Origin of the sequence: Saccharopolyspora gregorii (assembly GCF_024734405.1) — a bacterium.
In the GTDB taxonomy this organism is placed as follows: domain Bacteria; phylum Actinomycetota; class Actinomycetes; order Mycobacteriales; family Pseudonocardiaceae; genus Saccharopolyspora_C; species Saccharopolyspora_C gregorii.
The window spans coordinates 1,299,142-1,314,468 of the sequence record NZ_CP059556.1; the positions used below are offsets into that span (position 1 = coordinate 1,299,142).

Genomic DNA, 15,327 nt, shown 5'->3' on the forward strand with positions numbered 1-15,327 from the left:
ACCCCGGGACGTCGGTTCGTCCCGGGGTTTGCGCTAGCGGCAGGCGCTCAGCCGCGCGTGACCTTGCCCGCCTTCAGGCAGGAGGTGCACACGTTCATGCGCTTGCGCTGCGACAGACCGAACTTGGCGTGCACGGTCTGGATGTTCGGGTTCCACCGGCGACGGGTCTTCCGGTGGGAGTGCGAGACCGAGTTACCGAAGCCCGGACCCTTACTGCAGACGTCGCAGACGGCAGCCACGTCAGACACCCCTTAACTTTGCGTTCGACGTCCTCCCACGCCCGCGGCGGGGAAGCCTGAGTTCGGTTGCGGCGATGAGTCCACGCGAGCGCTGCCCGCTTGGGGATCCCGCCCGCTGAGCGGACCGGACCACGTACCGCTGGGCTTGCTGCTCGCCAGGAACCGGCGATCTCCTCCCGGCGCGGAGCCGGTTCGGACCTGCATGCCTTACGGGTGCCCTGGGTCATCGCCACCCGGGACCCGGTAAGCCTACCCCACGGCCCGAACGGCTCCGGCGGCCCCTGACATGCGGCGCAGCCAGGGGTGCGCGCGCCCGGCCGCGACGGGGGCTCGGCGGCCGCGGGCGGTCCCGGCACCGCGCGTCGGGCGCGGGCCCCGCGCGGGACCGTTGGCCTAGGCTTCGCGATGTGGTGGGAAGTCCGAAGGCGCCGGAGTTCGGCGCGGAGGCGGCCCGGAGCTGGGCGCGGGAATCGGTGGCCGCGCTGGAGCGGGACCGGGCGGCGCTGGACCGGATCAACGTGTACCCGGTGGCCGACGGCGACACCGGGACGAACCTGCTGCACACCATGAGCTCGGCGCTGGCGGTGGTCGAAGGCGCTCCGGACGTGCTGGGCGACGTGCTGGGCGCGCTGGCCGCGGGCGCGGTCTCGGGGGCGCGCGGCAACTCCGGGATGCTGCTCTCGCAGGTCCTGCGGGGCGTGGCCGAGCAGCTGCGCGCGGCGACCTCGATGGACGGTGCCGCGCTGCGCGCCGCGCTGCACCAGGCGTCCGCGCTCGCCGCGGAGGCGATCGCGGAACCGGTGGACGGCACCATGCTCTCGGTGTTGCGCGCCGCAGCCGAGGGGACCGGCGACGCGGGCGACGAGCTGGGCGAGGTCGTGCGCGCCGCGACCGCGGCGGCGATCGAGGCGCTGGCGCGGACCCCCGGCCAGCTGCCCGCGCTGGCCGCCGCCGGGGTGGTCGACGCGGGTGGGCGCGGGCTGGTGGTGCTGCTGGACGCGCTGCACGCGGTGGTGCACGACGGGGCCCGCCTCGCCCCGGATCCGCCGGCGGGGGACGTCACCGTCCCCACCGAGCAGGGCGGCTACGCGTACGAGGTGATGTACCTGCTGGCCGGGGCCGAACCGGACGGGGTCGACCGGCTGCGCACCGCGCTCGCCGAGCTCGGCGACTGCGTGTCCGTGGTCGGGGACGGTGCGGGCGCGTGGGCGGTGCACGTGCACTGCGACGACATCGGCGGTGCGATCGAGGCGGGCATCGAGACCGGCAGGCCCAGCCGGATCCGGGTGCAGCGCTTCGCCGACCAGGCGGTCGCCCACCCGGTGGGGCAGGCGGTGCTCGCCTGCGTGGCGGGGGACGCGCTCGCCGAGCTGTTCCGCGCGGAAGGGGCCGAGGTGCTGCCGCTGGGGGACGCGGACCCGCAGGTGTCCGACCTGGTCGCGGCGATCGAGCGGACCCGCGCCGCGCACGTGGTGCTGCTGCCCAACGAGGAGGGGCTGGGCGAGCGGGCCGAGCTGGCCGCGAAGCGCGCCGTGCGCGACGGCCGGGACGTCGTGGTGGTGCCGACCGCGTCCCCGGTGCAGGGCCTCGCCGCGCTGGCCGTGCACGACCCGGCCCGCCGCAGCGCCGACGACGCGGTGGTGATGGCGGAGGCCGCGGCCGCGACCCGGCGCGGGGAACTGCGCATCGCCGAGTCGGAAGCGCTGACCTGGGCGGGCCGCTGCGCGCCCGGTGACGTGCTGGGCCTGGTGGACGGCGAGGTCGTGCTGGTGGGCCGCGATTTCCCCGCGGTGGCGCGGGATCTGGTGGACCGCATGCTGACCGCGGGCGGCGAGCTGGTGACGGTGCTGGTGGGCGATCGGGCGCCCGCGGCGGCGGCCGACCGGATCGTCGAGCACCTCGCCCGGCACCGCCCCGAGGTGGAGTGCGCCTGCTACCCGGCGGGCGCGCTGCCCGCCGCGCTGCTGCTGGGCGTGGAGTAGCCGGGCGGAGTTCTCCGCGCCGCGGCGGGAAAACGGGCAGCCGACGCGGTGCGACGCGGTGGTCGCTCGGCGCACCGGTCCGCCCTCCTGACGCCCCCGTCCGATAACTTCGGAGCGGGTACGGCGGGGCACGGGCGACACGGGCAGGGCGGCATGACCACTTCGGAGACGGGGCTCGACCGGGTGCTGGGCGCGAAGACCGGGGAGGCGCTGGAATCCTCGCTCGGTCTGTCCACTGTGGGCGATCTGCTGCGGCACTACCCGCGCCGCTACGCCGAGCGCGGTGAGCTGACCGCGATCGCCGGGCTGGAGCTCGACGAGCACGTGACGGTGCTGGCGAAGGTGGACCGCGTCTCCAAGCGCAGCATGCGTTCCCGCCGCGGCACCATCGTGGAAGCCCGCATCACCGACGGACACCGCTCGCTGACCTGCACGTTCTTCAACCAGGCGTGGCGGGAGCGGGAACTGCTGCCGGGGCGGCAGGGCATGTTCGCGGGCAAGGTCACCGCCTACCGCGGCTCGTTCCAGCTCTCCCACCCCGAGTACCAGCTGTTCGACTCGGACGACCCGGAGCGGGCCGGTTCGGCGGTGGAGGAGTTCGCGGGCGCGCTGATCCCCGTCTACCCGTCCGCGCAGGGGCTCCCGTCCTGGTCCATCGCCCGCTGCGTGCGCCAGGTGCTCGACACCTGGGACGGCGCGGACGATCCGCTGCCTGCGGAGCTGCGCGCCGAGCACCGCCTGCTGGGGCTGGAGACCGCGCTGCGCAAGATCCACCGGCCGAAGGACCACGCGGAGGTCGCCGCCGCGCAGAACCGGCTCAAGTGGGACGAGGCGCTGGCGGTGCAGCTGGTGCTGGCGCGGCTGCGCGAATCGGCGCACGAGAACCCGGCCCCGGCGTGCCCGCGGCGCGAGGACGGGCTGCTCGCCGACTTCGACGGCAGGCTCCCGTTCCAGCTGACCGCCGGGCAGGCCGAGATCGGCACCGAGATCGCCGCCGACCTCGCCGCCGAGCAACCGATGAACCGGCTGGTGCAGGGGGAAGTGGGCTCCGGCAAGACCGTCGTCGCGTTGCGCGGCATGCTGCAGGTCGTCGACGCCGGACGGCAGGCCGCGATGCTCGCGCCCACCGAAGTGCTCGCCGCCCAGCACGCCCGGTCGCTCGCGGAACTGCTCGGCGACCTGAGCACCGCCGGGGAGCTCGGCGCGCCCGAGCGGGCCACCCGCATCACCCTGCTCACCGGTTCGCTGCCCGCCGCCGCGCGGAAGAAGGCGCTGCTGGAGGCCGCGTCCGGGGAGGCGGGCATCGTCGTCGGCACGCACGCGCTGATCCAGGACCGGGTGTCCTTCGCCGACCTCGGGCTCGTCGTGGTCGACGAGCAGCACCGCTTCGGCGTGGAGCAGCGGGACGCGCTGCGCGCCCGCGGCGGCTCCGAATCCGCGCCGCACGTGCTGGTGATGACCGCGACGCCGATCCCGCGGACCGTCGCGATGACCGTGTACGGCGACCTGGAGACCTCCGCGCTGCGCGAACTGCCCAGCGGCCGCTCGCCGATCAGCACCAGCGTGGTCCCGGTGGCGGAGAAACCGGCGTGGCTGGACCGGGCGTGGCAGCGGATCCGGGAGGAGGTCGCCGCCGGGCACCAGGTGTACGTGGTGTGCCCGCGCATCGGCGACGACGAGCAGAACCCGCCGAAGAAGGGGAAGAAGAAGCCGAGCACCGACGACGGCGTGGAAGAACCCGAGGACGCGGGCGCGGGCACCGACGAGCGCCGCCCGCCGCTGGCGGTGCTCGACGTGGCCGAGCGGTTGAGCGGCGGGCCGCTGTCCGGGCTGCGGCTGGGCGTGCTGCACGGCAGGCTCGCCGCCGACGACAAGGACGCGGTGATGCGGGCGTTCGCCGCGGGCGAGCTGGACGTCCTGGTCGCCACCACCGTCGTCGAGGTCGGGGTGAACGTGCCGAACGCGACCGTCATGGTGATCATGGACGCGGACCGGTTCGGGGTCAGCCAGCTGCACCAGCTGCGCGGGCGCGTCGGCCGCGGCTCGGCCCCCGGCCTGTGCCTGCTGGTGAGCGAGGCGATGGCGGGCACCTCCACGCGGGACCGGCTGGACGCGGTCGCGTCCACCACGGACGGTTTCGAGCTGGCCCGGTTGGACTTGGAGCTGCGCCGCGAGGGTGATGTGCTCGGTGCCGCCCAGTCCGGTCGCCGTTCGGGGCTGAAGATGTTGTCGCTGCTGCGGGACGAGGACGTCATCGCCGAAGCGAGGGATGCCGCGCAGCGCTACGTCGCCGAGGACCCGTCGCTGCGCGCGCACCCGGGTCTGGCGCGGATGGTCGGCGAGGTCGTGGACGAGGGTCGCGCCGGGTACCTGGAGAAGAGCTGACCTGCGCCACCCGGTGCTGCCGGCCGCGGGGTGGTCCGATGGTGCGGCGGGGTGGCCCGGCGGGAGCGGCGGATCAAGTCCCCGATCTTGCCGGATCAGGAAGAACGACGAAATTTCTATTCCGCAGGTCTTGTGCACCTTCGGTGTCCTCGCAGGTCATTACGGTCGGATGACGTGGGTCACCCCATGATTCTCTCGTCAGGCGGAATTTTCGCGGTACCGTTTCGGGACCGTCCGACACCTGTCCAGGAGGTAGCCGGCATGTTTCGCAAGGTCCTCGTCGCCAACCGTGGCGAAATCGCGATCCGAGCCTTCCGCGCGGGCTACGAGCTCGGCGCGGGCACCGTCGCGGTGTTCCCGCACGAAGACCGCAACTCGCTGCACCGCTTGAAAGCCGACGAGTCCTACGAGATCGGCGAACCGGGCCACCCGGTGCGCGCCTACCTCTCGGTGGAGGAGGTCATCAAGGCGGCGCAGACCGCGGGCGCCGACGCCATCTACCCCGGTTACGGGTTCCTCTCCGAGAACCCGGACCTGGCGAAGGCCTGCCACGACGCGGGCATCACGTTCGTCGGGCCGAGCCACGAGATCCTCGAAATGGCCGGGAACAAGGCCACCGCCGTGGCCGCCGCCCGCGAAGCGGGCGTACCCGTGCTCGACTCCTCCGCGCCGTCGGCGGACATCGACGAGCTCATGTCGGTGGGGGAGACGATCCCGTTCCCCGTGTTCGTGAAGGCCGTCGCGGGCGGTGGCGGCCGCGGGATGCGCCGCGTCGCCGAGCTCGGCGGGCTCCGCGAAGCCCTGGAAGCCGCGATGCGGGAAGCCGAATCCGCCTTCGGCGACCCCACGGTGTTCCTGGAGCAGGCCGTGGTGAACCCGCGGCACATCGAGGTGCAGATCCTCGCCGACGCGACCGGCGAAGTGATCCACCTGTTCGAGCGGGACTGCTCGGTGCAGCGGCGGCACCAGAAGGTCATCGAGATCGCGCCCGCCCCGAACCTCGACCCCGAGCTCCGCGAACGCATCTGCGCCGACGCCGTCGCCTTCGCCCGCAAGATCGGGTACGTGAACGCGGGCACCGTCGAGTTCCTCGTCGACGAGCAGGGCAGGCACGTGTTCATCGAGATGAACCCGCGCATCCAGGTCGAGCACACCGTCACCGAAGAGGTCACCGACGCCGACCTCGTGCAGTCCCAGATCCGCATCGCCGCGGGCGAGACGCTGGCCGACCTGGGCATGACGCAGGACTCGGTCCGGTTGCGCGGCGCCGCGCTGCAGTGCCGCATCACCACCGAGGACCCCACCAACGGATTCCGGCCGGACACCGGCATGATCAGCGCTTACCGCTCGCCGGGCGGCGCGGGCATCCGGCTCGACGGCGGCACCGCGTTCGCGGGCACCAGCATCAGCCCGCACTTCGACTCGATGCTGGTGAAGCTGTCCTGCCGCGGCCGGGACTTCGGGACCGCGGTGGCCCGCGCCCGGCGCGCCCTCGCCGAGTTCCGGATCCGCGGCGTGGCCACGAACATCCCGTTCCTGCAGGCGGTCCTGGAGGACGACGACTTCGCGGGCGGCCGGGTCACCACCTCGTTCATCGAGGAGCGCCCGCACCTGCTGACCGCGCGGCACTCCGCCGACCGCGGGACCCGGCTGCTGAACTACCTGGCCGACGTGACGGTGAACCAGCCGAACGGGCCGCGCCCCACCGCCGCGGACCCGGTGCTCAAGCTGCCCGAGGCCGACCTGAGCGCCCCGCCGCGGGACGGCTCCAAGCAGCGCCTCACCGAACTCGGCCCGGAGGGCTTCGCCCGCTGGCTGCGGGAGTCCGACGCCGTCGGCGTCACCGACACCACCTTCCGCGACGCCCACCAGTCGCTGCTGGCGACCCGGGTGCGCAGCAAGGACCTGCTGGCCGTCGCGCCGCACGTGGCGCGGATGACGCCGGAGCTGCTGTCCCTGGAGTGCTGGGGCGGCGCCACCTACGACGTGGCGCTGCGGTTCCTCGCCGAGGACCCGTGGGAGCGGCTGGCGAAGCTGCGCGAAGCGGTGCCGAACATCTGCCTGCAGATGCTGCTGCGCGGGCGCAACACCGTCGGGTACACGCCCTACCCGACGGAGGTGACCGAGCACTTCGTGCAGGAGGCCACCGACACCGGCATCGACATCTTCCGCATCTTCGACGCGCTCAACGACGTCGAGCAGATGCGCCCCGCCATCCAGGCCGTCCGGGACACCGGCAGGTCCGTCGCCGAGGTGGCGCTCTGCTACACCGGTGACCTGCTGGACCCGGCGGAGCAGGTCTACACGCTGGACTACTACCTGCGGCTGGCCGAGCGGATCGTCGAGGCCGGGGCGCACGTGCTGGCGATCAAGGACATGGCCGGGCTGCTGCGCGCACCCGCCGCCGCCGAGCTCGTCACCGCGCTGCGCCGCGAGTTCGACCTGCCCGTGCACCTGCACACCCACGACACGCCGGGCGGGCAGCTGGCCACCTACCTGGCGGCCGTGCAGTCCGGGGTGGACGCGGTCGACGGGGCGACGGCCTCGCTGGCCGGCACCACCTCGCAGCCCGCGCTGTCCTCGGTCGTCGCGGCGACCGACCACACGGACCGGGCCACCGGGCTGGACCTGCGCTCGGTGTGCGACCTGGAGCCGTACTGGGAGTCGGTGCGCAAGATCTACCAGCCGTTCGAGGCCGGCCTGGCCGCGCCCACCGGCCGCGTGTACCGGCACGAGATCCCCGGCGGGCAGCTGTCGAACCTGCGCACCCAGGCCGTCGCGCTCGGCCTCGGCGACAAGTTCGAGGAGATCGAGGCCATGTACGAGGCCGCCGACCGCATCCTCGGCAGGCTCGTGAAGGTCACCCCGTCCTCGAAGGTCGTCGGCGACCTCGCGCTGCACCTGGTCGGTGCGGGCGTCGACCCCGCCGACTTCGAGGCGGAGCCGCGCAAGTTCGACATCCCGGACTCCGTCATCGGCTTCCTGCAGGGCGAACTGGGCGAGCCGCCCGCGGGCTGGCCGGAGCCGTTCCGCACCCGGGCGCTGGAAGGGCGCACCGGTGGCCGGAAGCTCGCCGAGCTCACCGCGGAGGACCGGACCGGGCTGGCGGACGACCGCCGCGGCACGCTCAACCGGCTGCTGTTCGCCAAGCCCACCAAGGAGTTCACCGAGCACCGCGAGGCATACGGGGACACGTCGCTGCTGCGCAGCAAGGACTTCTTCTACGGGCTGCGGCCCGGCGAGGAGTACTCCGTCGACCTCGACCCGGGCGTGCGGCTGCTCATCGGGCTGGAGGCCATCAGCGAGGCCGACGAGCGCGGCATCCGCACCGTGATGGCGATCCTGAACGGTCAGCTGCGGCCCATCCAGGTGCGGGACCGCTCGGTGGCCACCGACCTGCCGGTGGCGGAGAAGGCCGACCGCGGCAACCCCGGCCACGTGCCCGCCCCGTTCGCCGGTGTGGTCACGCTCGCCGTCGCCGAAGGCGACGAGGTCGCCGCCGGGCAGACCATCGCGACGATCGAGGCGATGAAGATGGAGGCCGCGATCACCGCGCCGCAGGCCGGCCAGGTCAAGCGGCTCGCCATCGGCCGGGTGCAGCAGGTGGAGGGCGGCGACCTGATCGCCGAGATCGGGTAGTCCCGTTCGGACTCCGGTGGCGCGGGTGCGGTCGCACCCGCGCCACCGCTGCGTTCGGCGTGGCACGGCGGCAGCGGCCTGCGCTGCGGGATCGGGCGAGTACCGTGACCGCACCGCGCGTTCCGGCGGGTTCCGGGACCGCGGCGCGGGTGCGGAGCAGCACCCGGGGCACGAGCGACGGAGGAACCGTGCGGGAGCTGCCCAGAGGCGCCGACATCAGCAAGGCCAGCGCGGCCCGGATCTACGACTACGGCCTCGGCGGGTCGCACAACTTCGAGGTCGACCGCAAGGTCCTCGACGCGATCAAGGAGATCTTCCCCGCCACGCCGCAGCCCGCCCTCGACAACCGCGCGTTCCTGGCCCGCGCCGTGCGGTACTGCCGGCGGGCCGGGATCCGCCAGTTCCTCGACCTCGGTTCCGGGATGCCGACCGTCGGCAACGTGCACGAGATCGCGCAGCAGGGCGATCCGGCGGCGCGCGTGGTCTACGTGGACCTCGATCCGGTGGCCGTCGCCGCCAGCCGCGCGCTGCTCGCCGGGGACCCGCGCACCACGGTGCTGCACGCCGACATGCGCGAGCCGGAGACGATCCTCGGCCACCCGGAGGCGTTGCGGCTGCTGGACTTCGCGGAACCGGTGGCGGTGCTCATGGTCGCGATGACGCACTACCTCACCGACGAGGACGATCCGGCGAGCGCGCTGGCCGCCTACCGGAAGGCGATGCGGCCCGGCTCCTTCCTGGTGTTCTCGCACATGACCGCGGACGACCACCCCGAGGTGCACCGCACCGCGGAGACGTTCAACGCCGGCGGCTCGGAACGGCTGGTGCTGCGTTCCAAGGAGGAGATCACCGCGCTGCTGGCGGACTTCGAGTTCGTCGAACCGGGCCTGGTCCACCCCGCGAACTGGCACCCGGACGGCCCGCTCGCCCCGGACCACGTCCCCTCCGCAGCCGCCTGCTACGCGGCCGTCGCCACCCCGCGGCGCTGACGGGGCCACGCCGCGTGATCGGAAGTCCTTGCGCGGCAAGGACAACACGTCCCCGAAGTCCGAAATATCCCTTGCCGCGCGGGAGTTCCGGGGCCGATGTGGTGAAAGTGGTGGTATGAAAGCGCATTCCGGCGACCGCAGTGTGTTCGAACCCCTGTGCCTGTGGCACGGTGGTGTGAACTGCGGAAGCAGGAAGGGACGTGAAGCCCATGCGCAACGTGAACAAGCGCCTCGGTCGGACGGCCACCGTGGCCGCCCTGGTCGCCGGGGCGGCCCTCACCGGCACCGCCGCCTACGCGGACGCCGGGGACGTGACGCCCTGCCAGGCGACGGCGAAGGCCTGCGTGGACCTGTCGTCGAAGCAGGCGTGGCTGCAGGAGAACGGCCAGGGCTTCTACGGGCCGGTGCCGCTGACCTCCGGGAAGGCCGGCTCGGAGACCCCCGTCGGGACCTTCCGGGTGCAGTGGAAGGACGCCGACCACCGCAGCAGCGAGTTCGACAACGCGCCGATGCCGAACTCGGTGTTCTTCACCACGACCGGGGTCGCCTTCCACGAGGGCAGCCTCGAACAGGAGTCGAACGGGTGCGTGCACCTGTCCACCACGGCGGCCAAGGAGTTCTTCGACACCCTCAACCCCGGTGACGAGGTCCAGGTCGTGCAGTGATCCAGCAGCACGAGCAGGGGCGGCATCCGCGCGGGTGCCGCCCCGCTTCGCGTCCGGAGGCCCGCACGGGCGCCGTCCCCGGCGGTGCGAAGATGGGCCGGTGACTCGGATCGTGGCGGGGAGTGCGGGCGGCAGGCGGATCGACGTGCCACCGCGCGGGACCAGGCCCACCTCGGACCGGGTCCGCGAGGCCGTGTTCAGCGCGCTCGAAGCGGCCGTGGACCTCGACGGGGCGCGGGTGCTGGACCTCTACGGCGGTTCCGGGGCGCTCGGGTTCGAAGCGCTCTCCCGCGGTGCCGCGCACGCCACGTTCGTCGAAGCGGACCGCCGCGCCGCGCAGATCATCCGGCGCAACGCCGCGGCCCTCGGCTTCCGGCAGGTCGTCGTCGAGCAGGCCAAGGCGGAGACCGCGCTGGCCACCCCGCCCGGCGAGCCCTACGACGTGGTGCTGGCCGACCCGCCCTACGACCTCGACCCGGCCCGGCTGGCCCAGGTGCTGGCCGCGCTGGCCACCGGGGGCTGGACCGCGCCCGGCGGGCTCGTCGTGCTGGAGCAGTCCACCCGCAGCGGCGATCCGGCCTGGCCGGCCCCGCTGGTCGCCGACCGCAGCCGCCGCTACGGCGACACCGCGGTGCACTGGGCCTTCCTGGAGGACGAGCGGGCCTTCCCGGCGGACGAGCGGGCTGTCCCGGAGGAGCAGCGGGCTTTCCCGGCGGACGAGCAGAGCTTTCCGGCGGACGAGCGGGCTTTCCCGGCGGACCGCGGGTCCCAGTAGGACGGCCGGGCTGTCCCGGAAGGCCGAGCAGCAGCCCGGATCGGGCGCGTCCGATCGAGCGGTGACCCGTGCCACGTCCGGCCTGAGCGGGCCGCGGCCCGGTGCTAACGTCCGGCCTCATGAGACGTGCCGTGTGTCCTGGCTCCTACGACCCGGCCACCAACGGCCATCTCGACATCATCGAGCGGTCCGCGGGCCTGTTCGACGAGGTGGTCGTCGCGGTCTTGGTGAACAAGAGCAAGCGCAGCCTGTTCACCGTGGAGGAGCGGCTGGACATGCTCCGCGAGGTCACCGAGCCGTGGCCGAACGTGCGGATCGACTCCTGGCACGGCCTGCTGGTGGACTACTGCCGGGAGAACGAGATCTCGGCGATCGTCAAGGGCCTGCGCGCGGTCAGCGACTTCGACTACGAGCTGCAGATGGCGCAGATGAACCAGCGGCTGTCCGGGGTGGAGACCCTGTTCATGTCGACGAACCCGCTCTACAGCTTCCTGGCCAGCTCGCTGGTCAAGGAGGTCGCGACCTACGGCGGCGACGTGGCGAGCCTGGTCCCGCCGAAGATCGAGCAGCGGCTGGTGGACCGCGTCGCCGAGCGCAACGCCGAGCACACCTGACGCTCACCCGGTGAGGTCGAGCTTCATTCCCACGTGGCTGCGCTCGAAGCCCAGCCGCTCGTAGAACCGGTGCGCCCGCTCCCGCGAGTTGTTGCTGGTGAGCTGCAGGATCCGGGCGCCCCGCCCGCGCGCCTGCGCCACCGCCCAGCGCACCATCTCCCCGCCGAGCCCGTTCCCGCGCTCGTCCTCCCGCACCCGCACCGCCTCCAGCTGCGCCCGGGTGGCGCCCGCGTGCGAGAGGCCCGGGATGAACGTGAGCTGCAGCGTGCCCACGATCTCGCCGTTCCGGTCGGCGACGGCGAGCAGCTGGTTCGGGTCGGCGTCGATCGCCGCGAACGCCGCCGCGTACGCCGGATCGCCGGGCTTCTCCCGCAGCCGCCCCAGCGGATCGTCGGCGAGCAGGTCCACGATCGCGGCCAGGTCGGCTTCGGCGGCGCTGCGGAGAACGGGCAGTGTCATGGTCCGACCGTAGGACCACGTGCGGGTGAACTGTGCGTCCACCCGGCTTCGTGTTCACGACAAGCCACCAGCTGATCATGGCCGCGGGTTAGCGTCCGGGCATGAAGATCTCGTCGAAAGCCATGAACATCCTGCTGGCCGGTGTGCTCGCCGTCGCGGGCCTGTTCGGCGTCTCGGTGACCGCGCTGTCCGCCGACCCGGTCGGCCCCCAGACCCACCAGGTCGCCGCGGCCGAGTGCGGCGACACCTCCGGGTTCGAGTCGGTGCAGCTGTCCGCGCTGCCCGCCGAGGCCGCCGAGACCGTCGACCTGATCAAGGCCGGTGGCCCGTACCCGTACCCGCAGGACGGCGGCACGTTCAGCAACCGCGAGGGCATCCTCCCGGACTGCGCGAGCGGCTACTACAAGGAGTACACCGTCGAGACGCCCGGCAGCGACGACCGCGGCGCGCGCCGGTTCGTCGTCGGGGAGAACGGTGAGTTCTTCTACACCGACGACCACTACGAGAGCTTCTCCATCACCGACGTCAACGGCTGACCTCCCGGCCGCCGCGCGGGCCGCTCGTCCTCCGGGGCGGGCGGCCCGTTCGCGTCCGGGCGGCGTGAAACGGGACACGCGCGGCGAGGTTCCCCACTTCGGGCGAGCCTCGGCGGCACACTGGTGATCGGCCGACCCGTGATCCCCGGGGCCGGGGTCTGGTGTCATGCTTGCCGCTCCGGGCGGCTACGACGGCAGGGAGATCGAGGTGTACCGGGTTTTCGAGGCGTTGGACGAGCTCGTCACGATCGTGGAGGAGGCGCGCGGGGTACCGATGACCTCGGGCTGCGTCGTTCCCCGCGGCGACGTGCTGGAGCTGCTCGACGACGTGCGGGACGCGCTCCCGCAGGAGCTCGACGACGCCCAGGACGTGCTCGACCACCGCGACGACGTGGTGTCCAAGGCGGAGGCGCAGTCCGGGAAGGCGATAGGGGACGCCCGGTCCGAAGCGGACCGCACCCTGTCCTCCGCGCGCGCCGAGGCCGAGCAGCTCGTCGCCGACGCCCAGGAGCAGGCCGACCAGCTCATCGCCGACGCCCGCGCCCACGCCGAGGAGTCGGTGACCGCGGGCCGCCGCGAGTACGAGGACTACGTGGGCCGCGCCCAGTCCGAGGCCGACCGCATGGTGCAGGCCGGCCGGGCCGCCTACGACCAGTCCGTGCACGAAGGCCGCTCCGAGCAGGCCCGGTTGGTCGCCGACACCGAGGTCGCGCAGGCCGCGCACGCCGAGGCGCGGCGCATCACCGAAGCCGCTCAGGAGGACGCGGAGCGGCTGCGCAGCGAGTGCGACGCCTACGTGGACGCGCGGCTCGCCGACTTCGAGGACCTGCTCAGCCGCACGCTGCGCACCGTGGGCAAGGGCCGCCAGCAGCTGCGCAGCCCGGTCGGCGTCCCGTTCGACTACGAGGAGACCCGGCACGGCGCGCCCGCCTACGAGGAGAACTGACCCGGCGGATCCACCGGCCCGCGCGTGCGACCGGGGTGATTCCGGGTGGTCGCGGCCGTGGCGTACCCTGAACGCGATGGCCGTGCGAGGTCCGTCCGGATGTGCTCCGGTCGCTTGGCCGGTTCCACTCGACGCTCGTCGATCCCGCATTCCGGAGCCTCCACGCTCCGCGGGCGCGGGCCGTGGACCCGGGTCCGGCGCCCGGTACCGGCCGGAGCTCCGCGCGCTGAGCGGTTCCGGCCGCTCGTGCCATCGCGGAACCGCACCTGGCCCGGCAGCACCGACCAGACGCGGTCGTTCAGCCGTCGGCTGGCACCTTGACCCGCCCCTTCGCTTCGACGAGATTCGTGATGTCCCAGAACCGTGATGCAGCAAGTGCCGCCCCGCAGGTCGGCCCGTGGGTGATCGACACCCGCGAGCTCGGCCACCGCGCGGGCAGCAGCCGCAGCTTCAGCCGCAGCGCCCCCGCGCCCGCCGGTTTCGGCCTGGACATGATCGGGGTGCCGGAAGGCGACCCCGTCCAGCTCGACGTGCTGGCGGAGTCGGTGGTGGAAGGGGTGCTGATCTCGGGCACCGCCACGGCGGAGTTCACCGGTGAGTGCGCGCGCTGCCTCGACCAGTTCTCCGAGGAGATCGAGATCGAGCTGCGCGAGCTGTACGCCTACCCGGACAGCACCACCGAGGCGACCACCGACGAGGACGAGGTCAGCCGCGTCGTCGACGAGCTGATCGACCTGGAGCCCGCGGTGCGGGACGCGATGCTGCTGACGATGCCCACGTCCCCGGTGTGCAGCGAGGACTGCGAAGGTCTGTGCACCGGGTGCGGGGTGAAGTGGGCCGAACTCGGCTCCGATCACACCCATGAGACGATGGACCCTCGCTGGGCCGCGCTGCGTGAGCGGTTCGGCGGGAACGAAGAGGAGAACTAGTCGTGGCCGTCCCCAAGCGCAAGATGTCCCGCTCCAACACCCGGCACCGCCGGTCCCAGTGGAAGGCCACCGCGCCGACCCTGGTGCAGTGCTCGAACCGGGCCTGCCGGGAGCAGAAGCTGCCGCACGTCGTCTGCCCGGCCTGCGGCCAGTACGACGGCCGCCAGGTCGTCCAGCCCGCCTGACGCGCGCGGATCGCGGAGTGGGGGGAAAGCAGTCCCGGAACCGCGTTGCGGACCGGGCCCCGTTGCTGTCAGCGCTCGGCGTCGAACTCGACGCCGAGCTGCTCACTCTCGCCCTGACGCACCGCTCCTACGCGTACGAGAACGGTGGTCTGCCGCCGAACGAGCGGCTCGAGTTCCTCGGCGACTCCGTGCTGGGCCTGGTGATCACCGACCGGCTGTACCGGGAGCACCCGGACCTGCCGGAAGGGCAGCTGGCGAAGTTGCGCGCGAGCTTGGTGAACATGCACGCGCTGGCCGGCGTGGCCCGGACCCTCGGTGAGGGCGGGCTCGGCAGGTACCTGCTGCTCGGCCGCGGTGAGGAGCTCACCGGCGGTCGGGACAAGGCGAGCATCCTGGCGGACAGCCTGGAAGCGGTGCTCGGCGCGGTGTACCTGGAGAACGGCATCGAGGTCGCCAGGGACCTGATCTACCGCCTGTTCGGCTCGTTGCTGACCGAGGCGCCGCAGCGCGGTGCCGGGTTGGACTGGAAGACGAGCCTGCAGGAGCTCACCGCGGCCACCGGCCGGGGCGTACCGGAGTACCGGGTGCAGGAACGCGGCCCTGATCACCGCAAGGAGTTCAGCGCGTTCGTGTCCGTGGCGGGCGACACCCTCGGCGAGGGTGACGGCCGGACCAAGAAGGAAGCCGAGCAGAAGGCCGCCGAGGCGGCGTGGCGCTCGTTGTCCGAGCGGGAGCAGAACGCTCAGGACGAGGCCGACCAGGCCGGGGAGGGAACCGGCGGGACGGACGAGTCCGCCGCGAGCGCCCCCGGCGGTTCGGCCCGCGACGGCGATCCGGCGTGATCGTCCTGCGTTAGAGCGAGTGCACTGCCGGTCGAGCGGTGGAACCTCCGGCGGCTCCGGCCGCCGCGGGATCCTCTGCTCGACCGGCTTTTTTCGCGCGCGCCGCGGCGCGCGCACCGACGTTCCGCCGCCGTCACGCGGC

Annotated in this window: 13 protein-coding genes and 1 pseudogene; 12 read left to right on the forward strand and 2 right to left on the reverse strand. The window is 73.0% G+C overall.

What is annotated here, in order from left to right:
* Positions 1 to 47 precede the first annotated feature (47 nt).
* Positions 48 to 239, reverse strand: a complete 192-nt coding sequence (rpmB, locus tag H1226_RS05645) for a 50S ribosomal protein L28 (protein ID WP_224959228.1) — start codon at positions 237 to 239, stop codon at positions 48 to 50.
* 410 nt (positions 240 to 649) lie between these two features.
* Here rpmB and H1226_RS05650 point away from each other — a divergent pair, with 410 nt between their 5' ends.
* From H1226_RS05650 to coaD, 7 genes and pseudogenes are all read left to right on the forward strand, one after another.
* Positions 650 to 2,221: a DAK2 domain-containing protein gene (locus H1226_RS05650; RefSeq protein WP_258347663.1), complete on the forward strand. Its 1,572-nt coding sequence runs from the start codon at positions 650 to 652 to the stop codon at positions 2,219 to 2,221.
* A gap of 153 nt (positions 2,222 to 2,374) precedes the next feature.
* Entirely contained in the window at positions 2,375 to 4,606 is a 2,232-nt protein-coding gene (recG, locus tag H1226_RS05655) for an ATP-dependent DNA helicase RecG (RefSeq protein ID WP_225043630.1), read from the forward strand.
* Positions 4,607 to 4,867: 261 nt separating this feature from the next.
* The gene (locus H1226_RS05660; protein WP_258347665.1) at positions 4,868 to 8,245 is read left to right on the forward strand and encodes a pyruvate carboxylase; all 3,378 of its coding nucleotides are present in this window, start codon (positions 4,868 to 4,870) and stop codon (positions 8,243 to 8,245) included.
* Between the two features lie 188 nt (positions 8,246 to 8,433).
* A complete protein-coding gene (locus tag H1226_RS05665; protein ID WP_258347667.1) occupies positions 8,434 to 9,234 on the forward strand; it encodes an SAM-dependent methyltransferase in 801 nt (266 codons plus the stop codon).
* 209 nt (positions 9,235 to 9,443) lie between these two features.
* Positions 9,444 to 9,899, forward strand: coding sequence for a L,D-transpeptidase (locus tag H1226_RS05670; RefSeq protein WP_258349349.1), 456 nt, complete (start codon positions 9,444 to 9,446; stop codon positions 9,897 to 9,899).
* A gap of 100 nt (positions 9,900 to 9,999) precedes the next feature.
* Positions 10,000 to 10,542 (forward strand): annotated as a pseudogene (gene rsmD / locus H1226_RS05675) (16S rRNA (guanine(966)-N(2))-methyltransferase RsmD); the annotation flags it as partial.
* Between the two features lie 251 nt (positions 10,543 to 10,793).
* Positions 10,794 to 11,288 (forward strand): pantetheine-phosphate adenylyltransferase, encoded by a 495-nt coding sequence (coaD, locus tag H1226_RS05680; RefSeq protein ID WP_225043632.1) that lies wholly within the window; start codon positions 10,794 to 10,796, stop codon positions 11,286 to 11,288.
* A 3-nt stretch (positions 11,289 to 11,291) separates the two neighbouring features.
* Here the strand turns inward: coaD and H1226_RS05685 are convergent, their stop codons facing one another.
* Positions 11,292 to 11,747, reverse strand: coding sequence for a GNAT family N-acetyltransferase (locus H1226_RS05685; RefSeq protein ID WP_258347670.1), 456 nt, complete (start codon positions 11,745 to 11,747; stop codon positions 11,292 to 11,294).
* 101 nt (positions 11,748 to 11,848) lie between these two features.
* Between H1226_RS05685 and H1226_RS05690 the strand changes: the two genes are divergently transcribed.
* The 5 genes from H1226_RS05690 to rnc all read left to right on the forward strand — a co-directional run bounded on the left by H1226_RS05690 (position 11,849) and on the right by rnc (position 15,185).
* The gene (locus H1226_RS05690; protein WP_258347672.1) at positions 11,849 to 12,283 is read left to right on the forward strand and encodes a ribonuclease domain-containing protein; all 435 of its coding nucleotides are present in this window, start codon (positions 11,849 to 11,851) and stop codon (positions 12,281 to 12,283) included.
* 208 nt (positions 12,284 to 12,491) lie between these two features.
* Positions 12,492 to 13,229: a DivIVA domain-containing protein gene (locus H1226_RS05695; RefSeq protein ID WP_224959223.1), complete on the forward strand. Its 738-nt coding sequence runs from the start codon at positions 12,492 to 12,494 to the stop codon at positions 13,227 to 13,229.
* A gap of 350 nt (positions 13,230 to 13,579) precedes the next feature.
* Entirely contained in the window at positions 13,580 to 14,158 is a 579-nt protein-coding gene (locus H1226_RS05700) for a YceD family protein (RefSeq protein ID WP_224959210.1), read from the forward strand.
* 2 nt (positions 14,159 to 14,160) lie between these two features.
* Positions 14,161 to 14,343 carry a 50S ribosomal protein L32 gene (gene rpmF / locus H1226_RS05705; RefSeq protein ID WP_184481814.1) on the forward strand — a complete coding sequence of 61 codons (183 nt, stop codon included), beginning with the start codon at positions 14,161 to 14,163 and terminating at the stop codon, positions 14,341 to 14,343.
* Positions 14,344 to 14,360: 17 nt separating this feature from the next.
* Positions 14,361 to 15,185 carry a ribonuclease III gene (rnc, locus tag H1226_RS05710; RefSeq protein ID WP_373690016.1) on the forward strand — a complete coding sequence of 275 codons (825 nt, stop codon included), beginning with the start codon at positions 14,361 to 14,363 and terminating at the stop codon, positions 15,183 to 15,185.
* Positions 15,186 to 15,327: the final 142 nt, after the last annotated feature.

What these genes read in the sequence shown, in the direction of transcription:
- recG (WP_225043630.1), top strand. Translation starts at nt 2,375, where the DNA reads ATGACCACTTCGGAGACGGGGCTCGACCGGGTGCTGGGCGCGAAGACC.
- H1226_RS05660 (WP_258347665.1), top strand. Translation starts at nt 4,868, where the DNA reads ATGTTTCGCAAGGTCCTCGTCGCCAACCGTGGCGAAATCGCGATCCGA.
- H1226_RS05670 (WP_258349349.1), top strand. Translation starts at nt 9,444, where the DNA reads ATGCGCAACGTGAACAAGCGCCTCGGTCGGACGGCCACCGTGGCCGCC.
- coaD (WP_225043632.1), top strand. Translation starts at nt 10,794, where the DNA reads ATGAGACGTGCCGTGTGTCCTGGCTCCTACGACCCGGCCACCAACGGC.
- H1226_RS05685 (WP_258347670.1), bottom strand. Translation starts at nt 11,747, where the DNA reads ATGACACTGCCCGTTCTCCGCAGCGCCGCCGAAGCCGACCTGGCCGCG.
- H1226_RS05690 (WP_258347672.1), top strand. Translation starts at nt 11,849, where the DNA reads ATGAAGATCTCGTCGAAAGCCATGAACATCCTGCTGGCCGGTGTGCTC.
- H1226_RS05700 (WP_224959210.1), top strand. Translation starts at nt 13,580, where the DNA reads ATGTCCCAGAACCGTGATGCAGCAAGTGCCGCCCCGCAGGTCGGCCCG.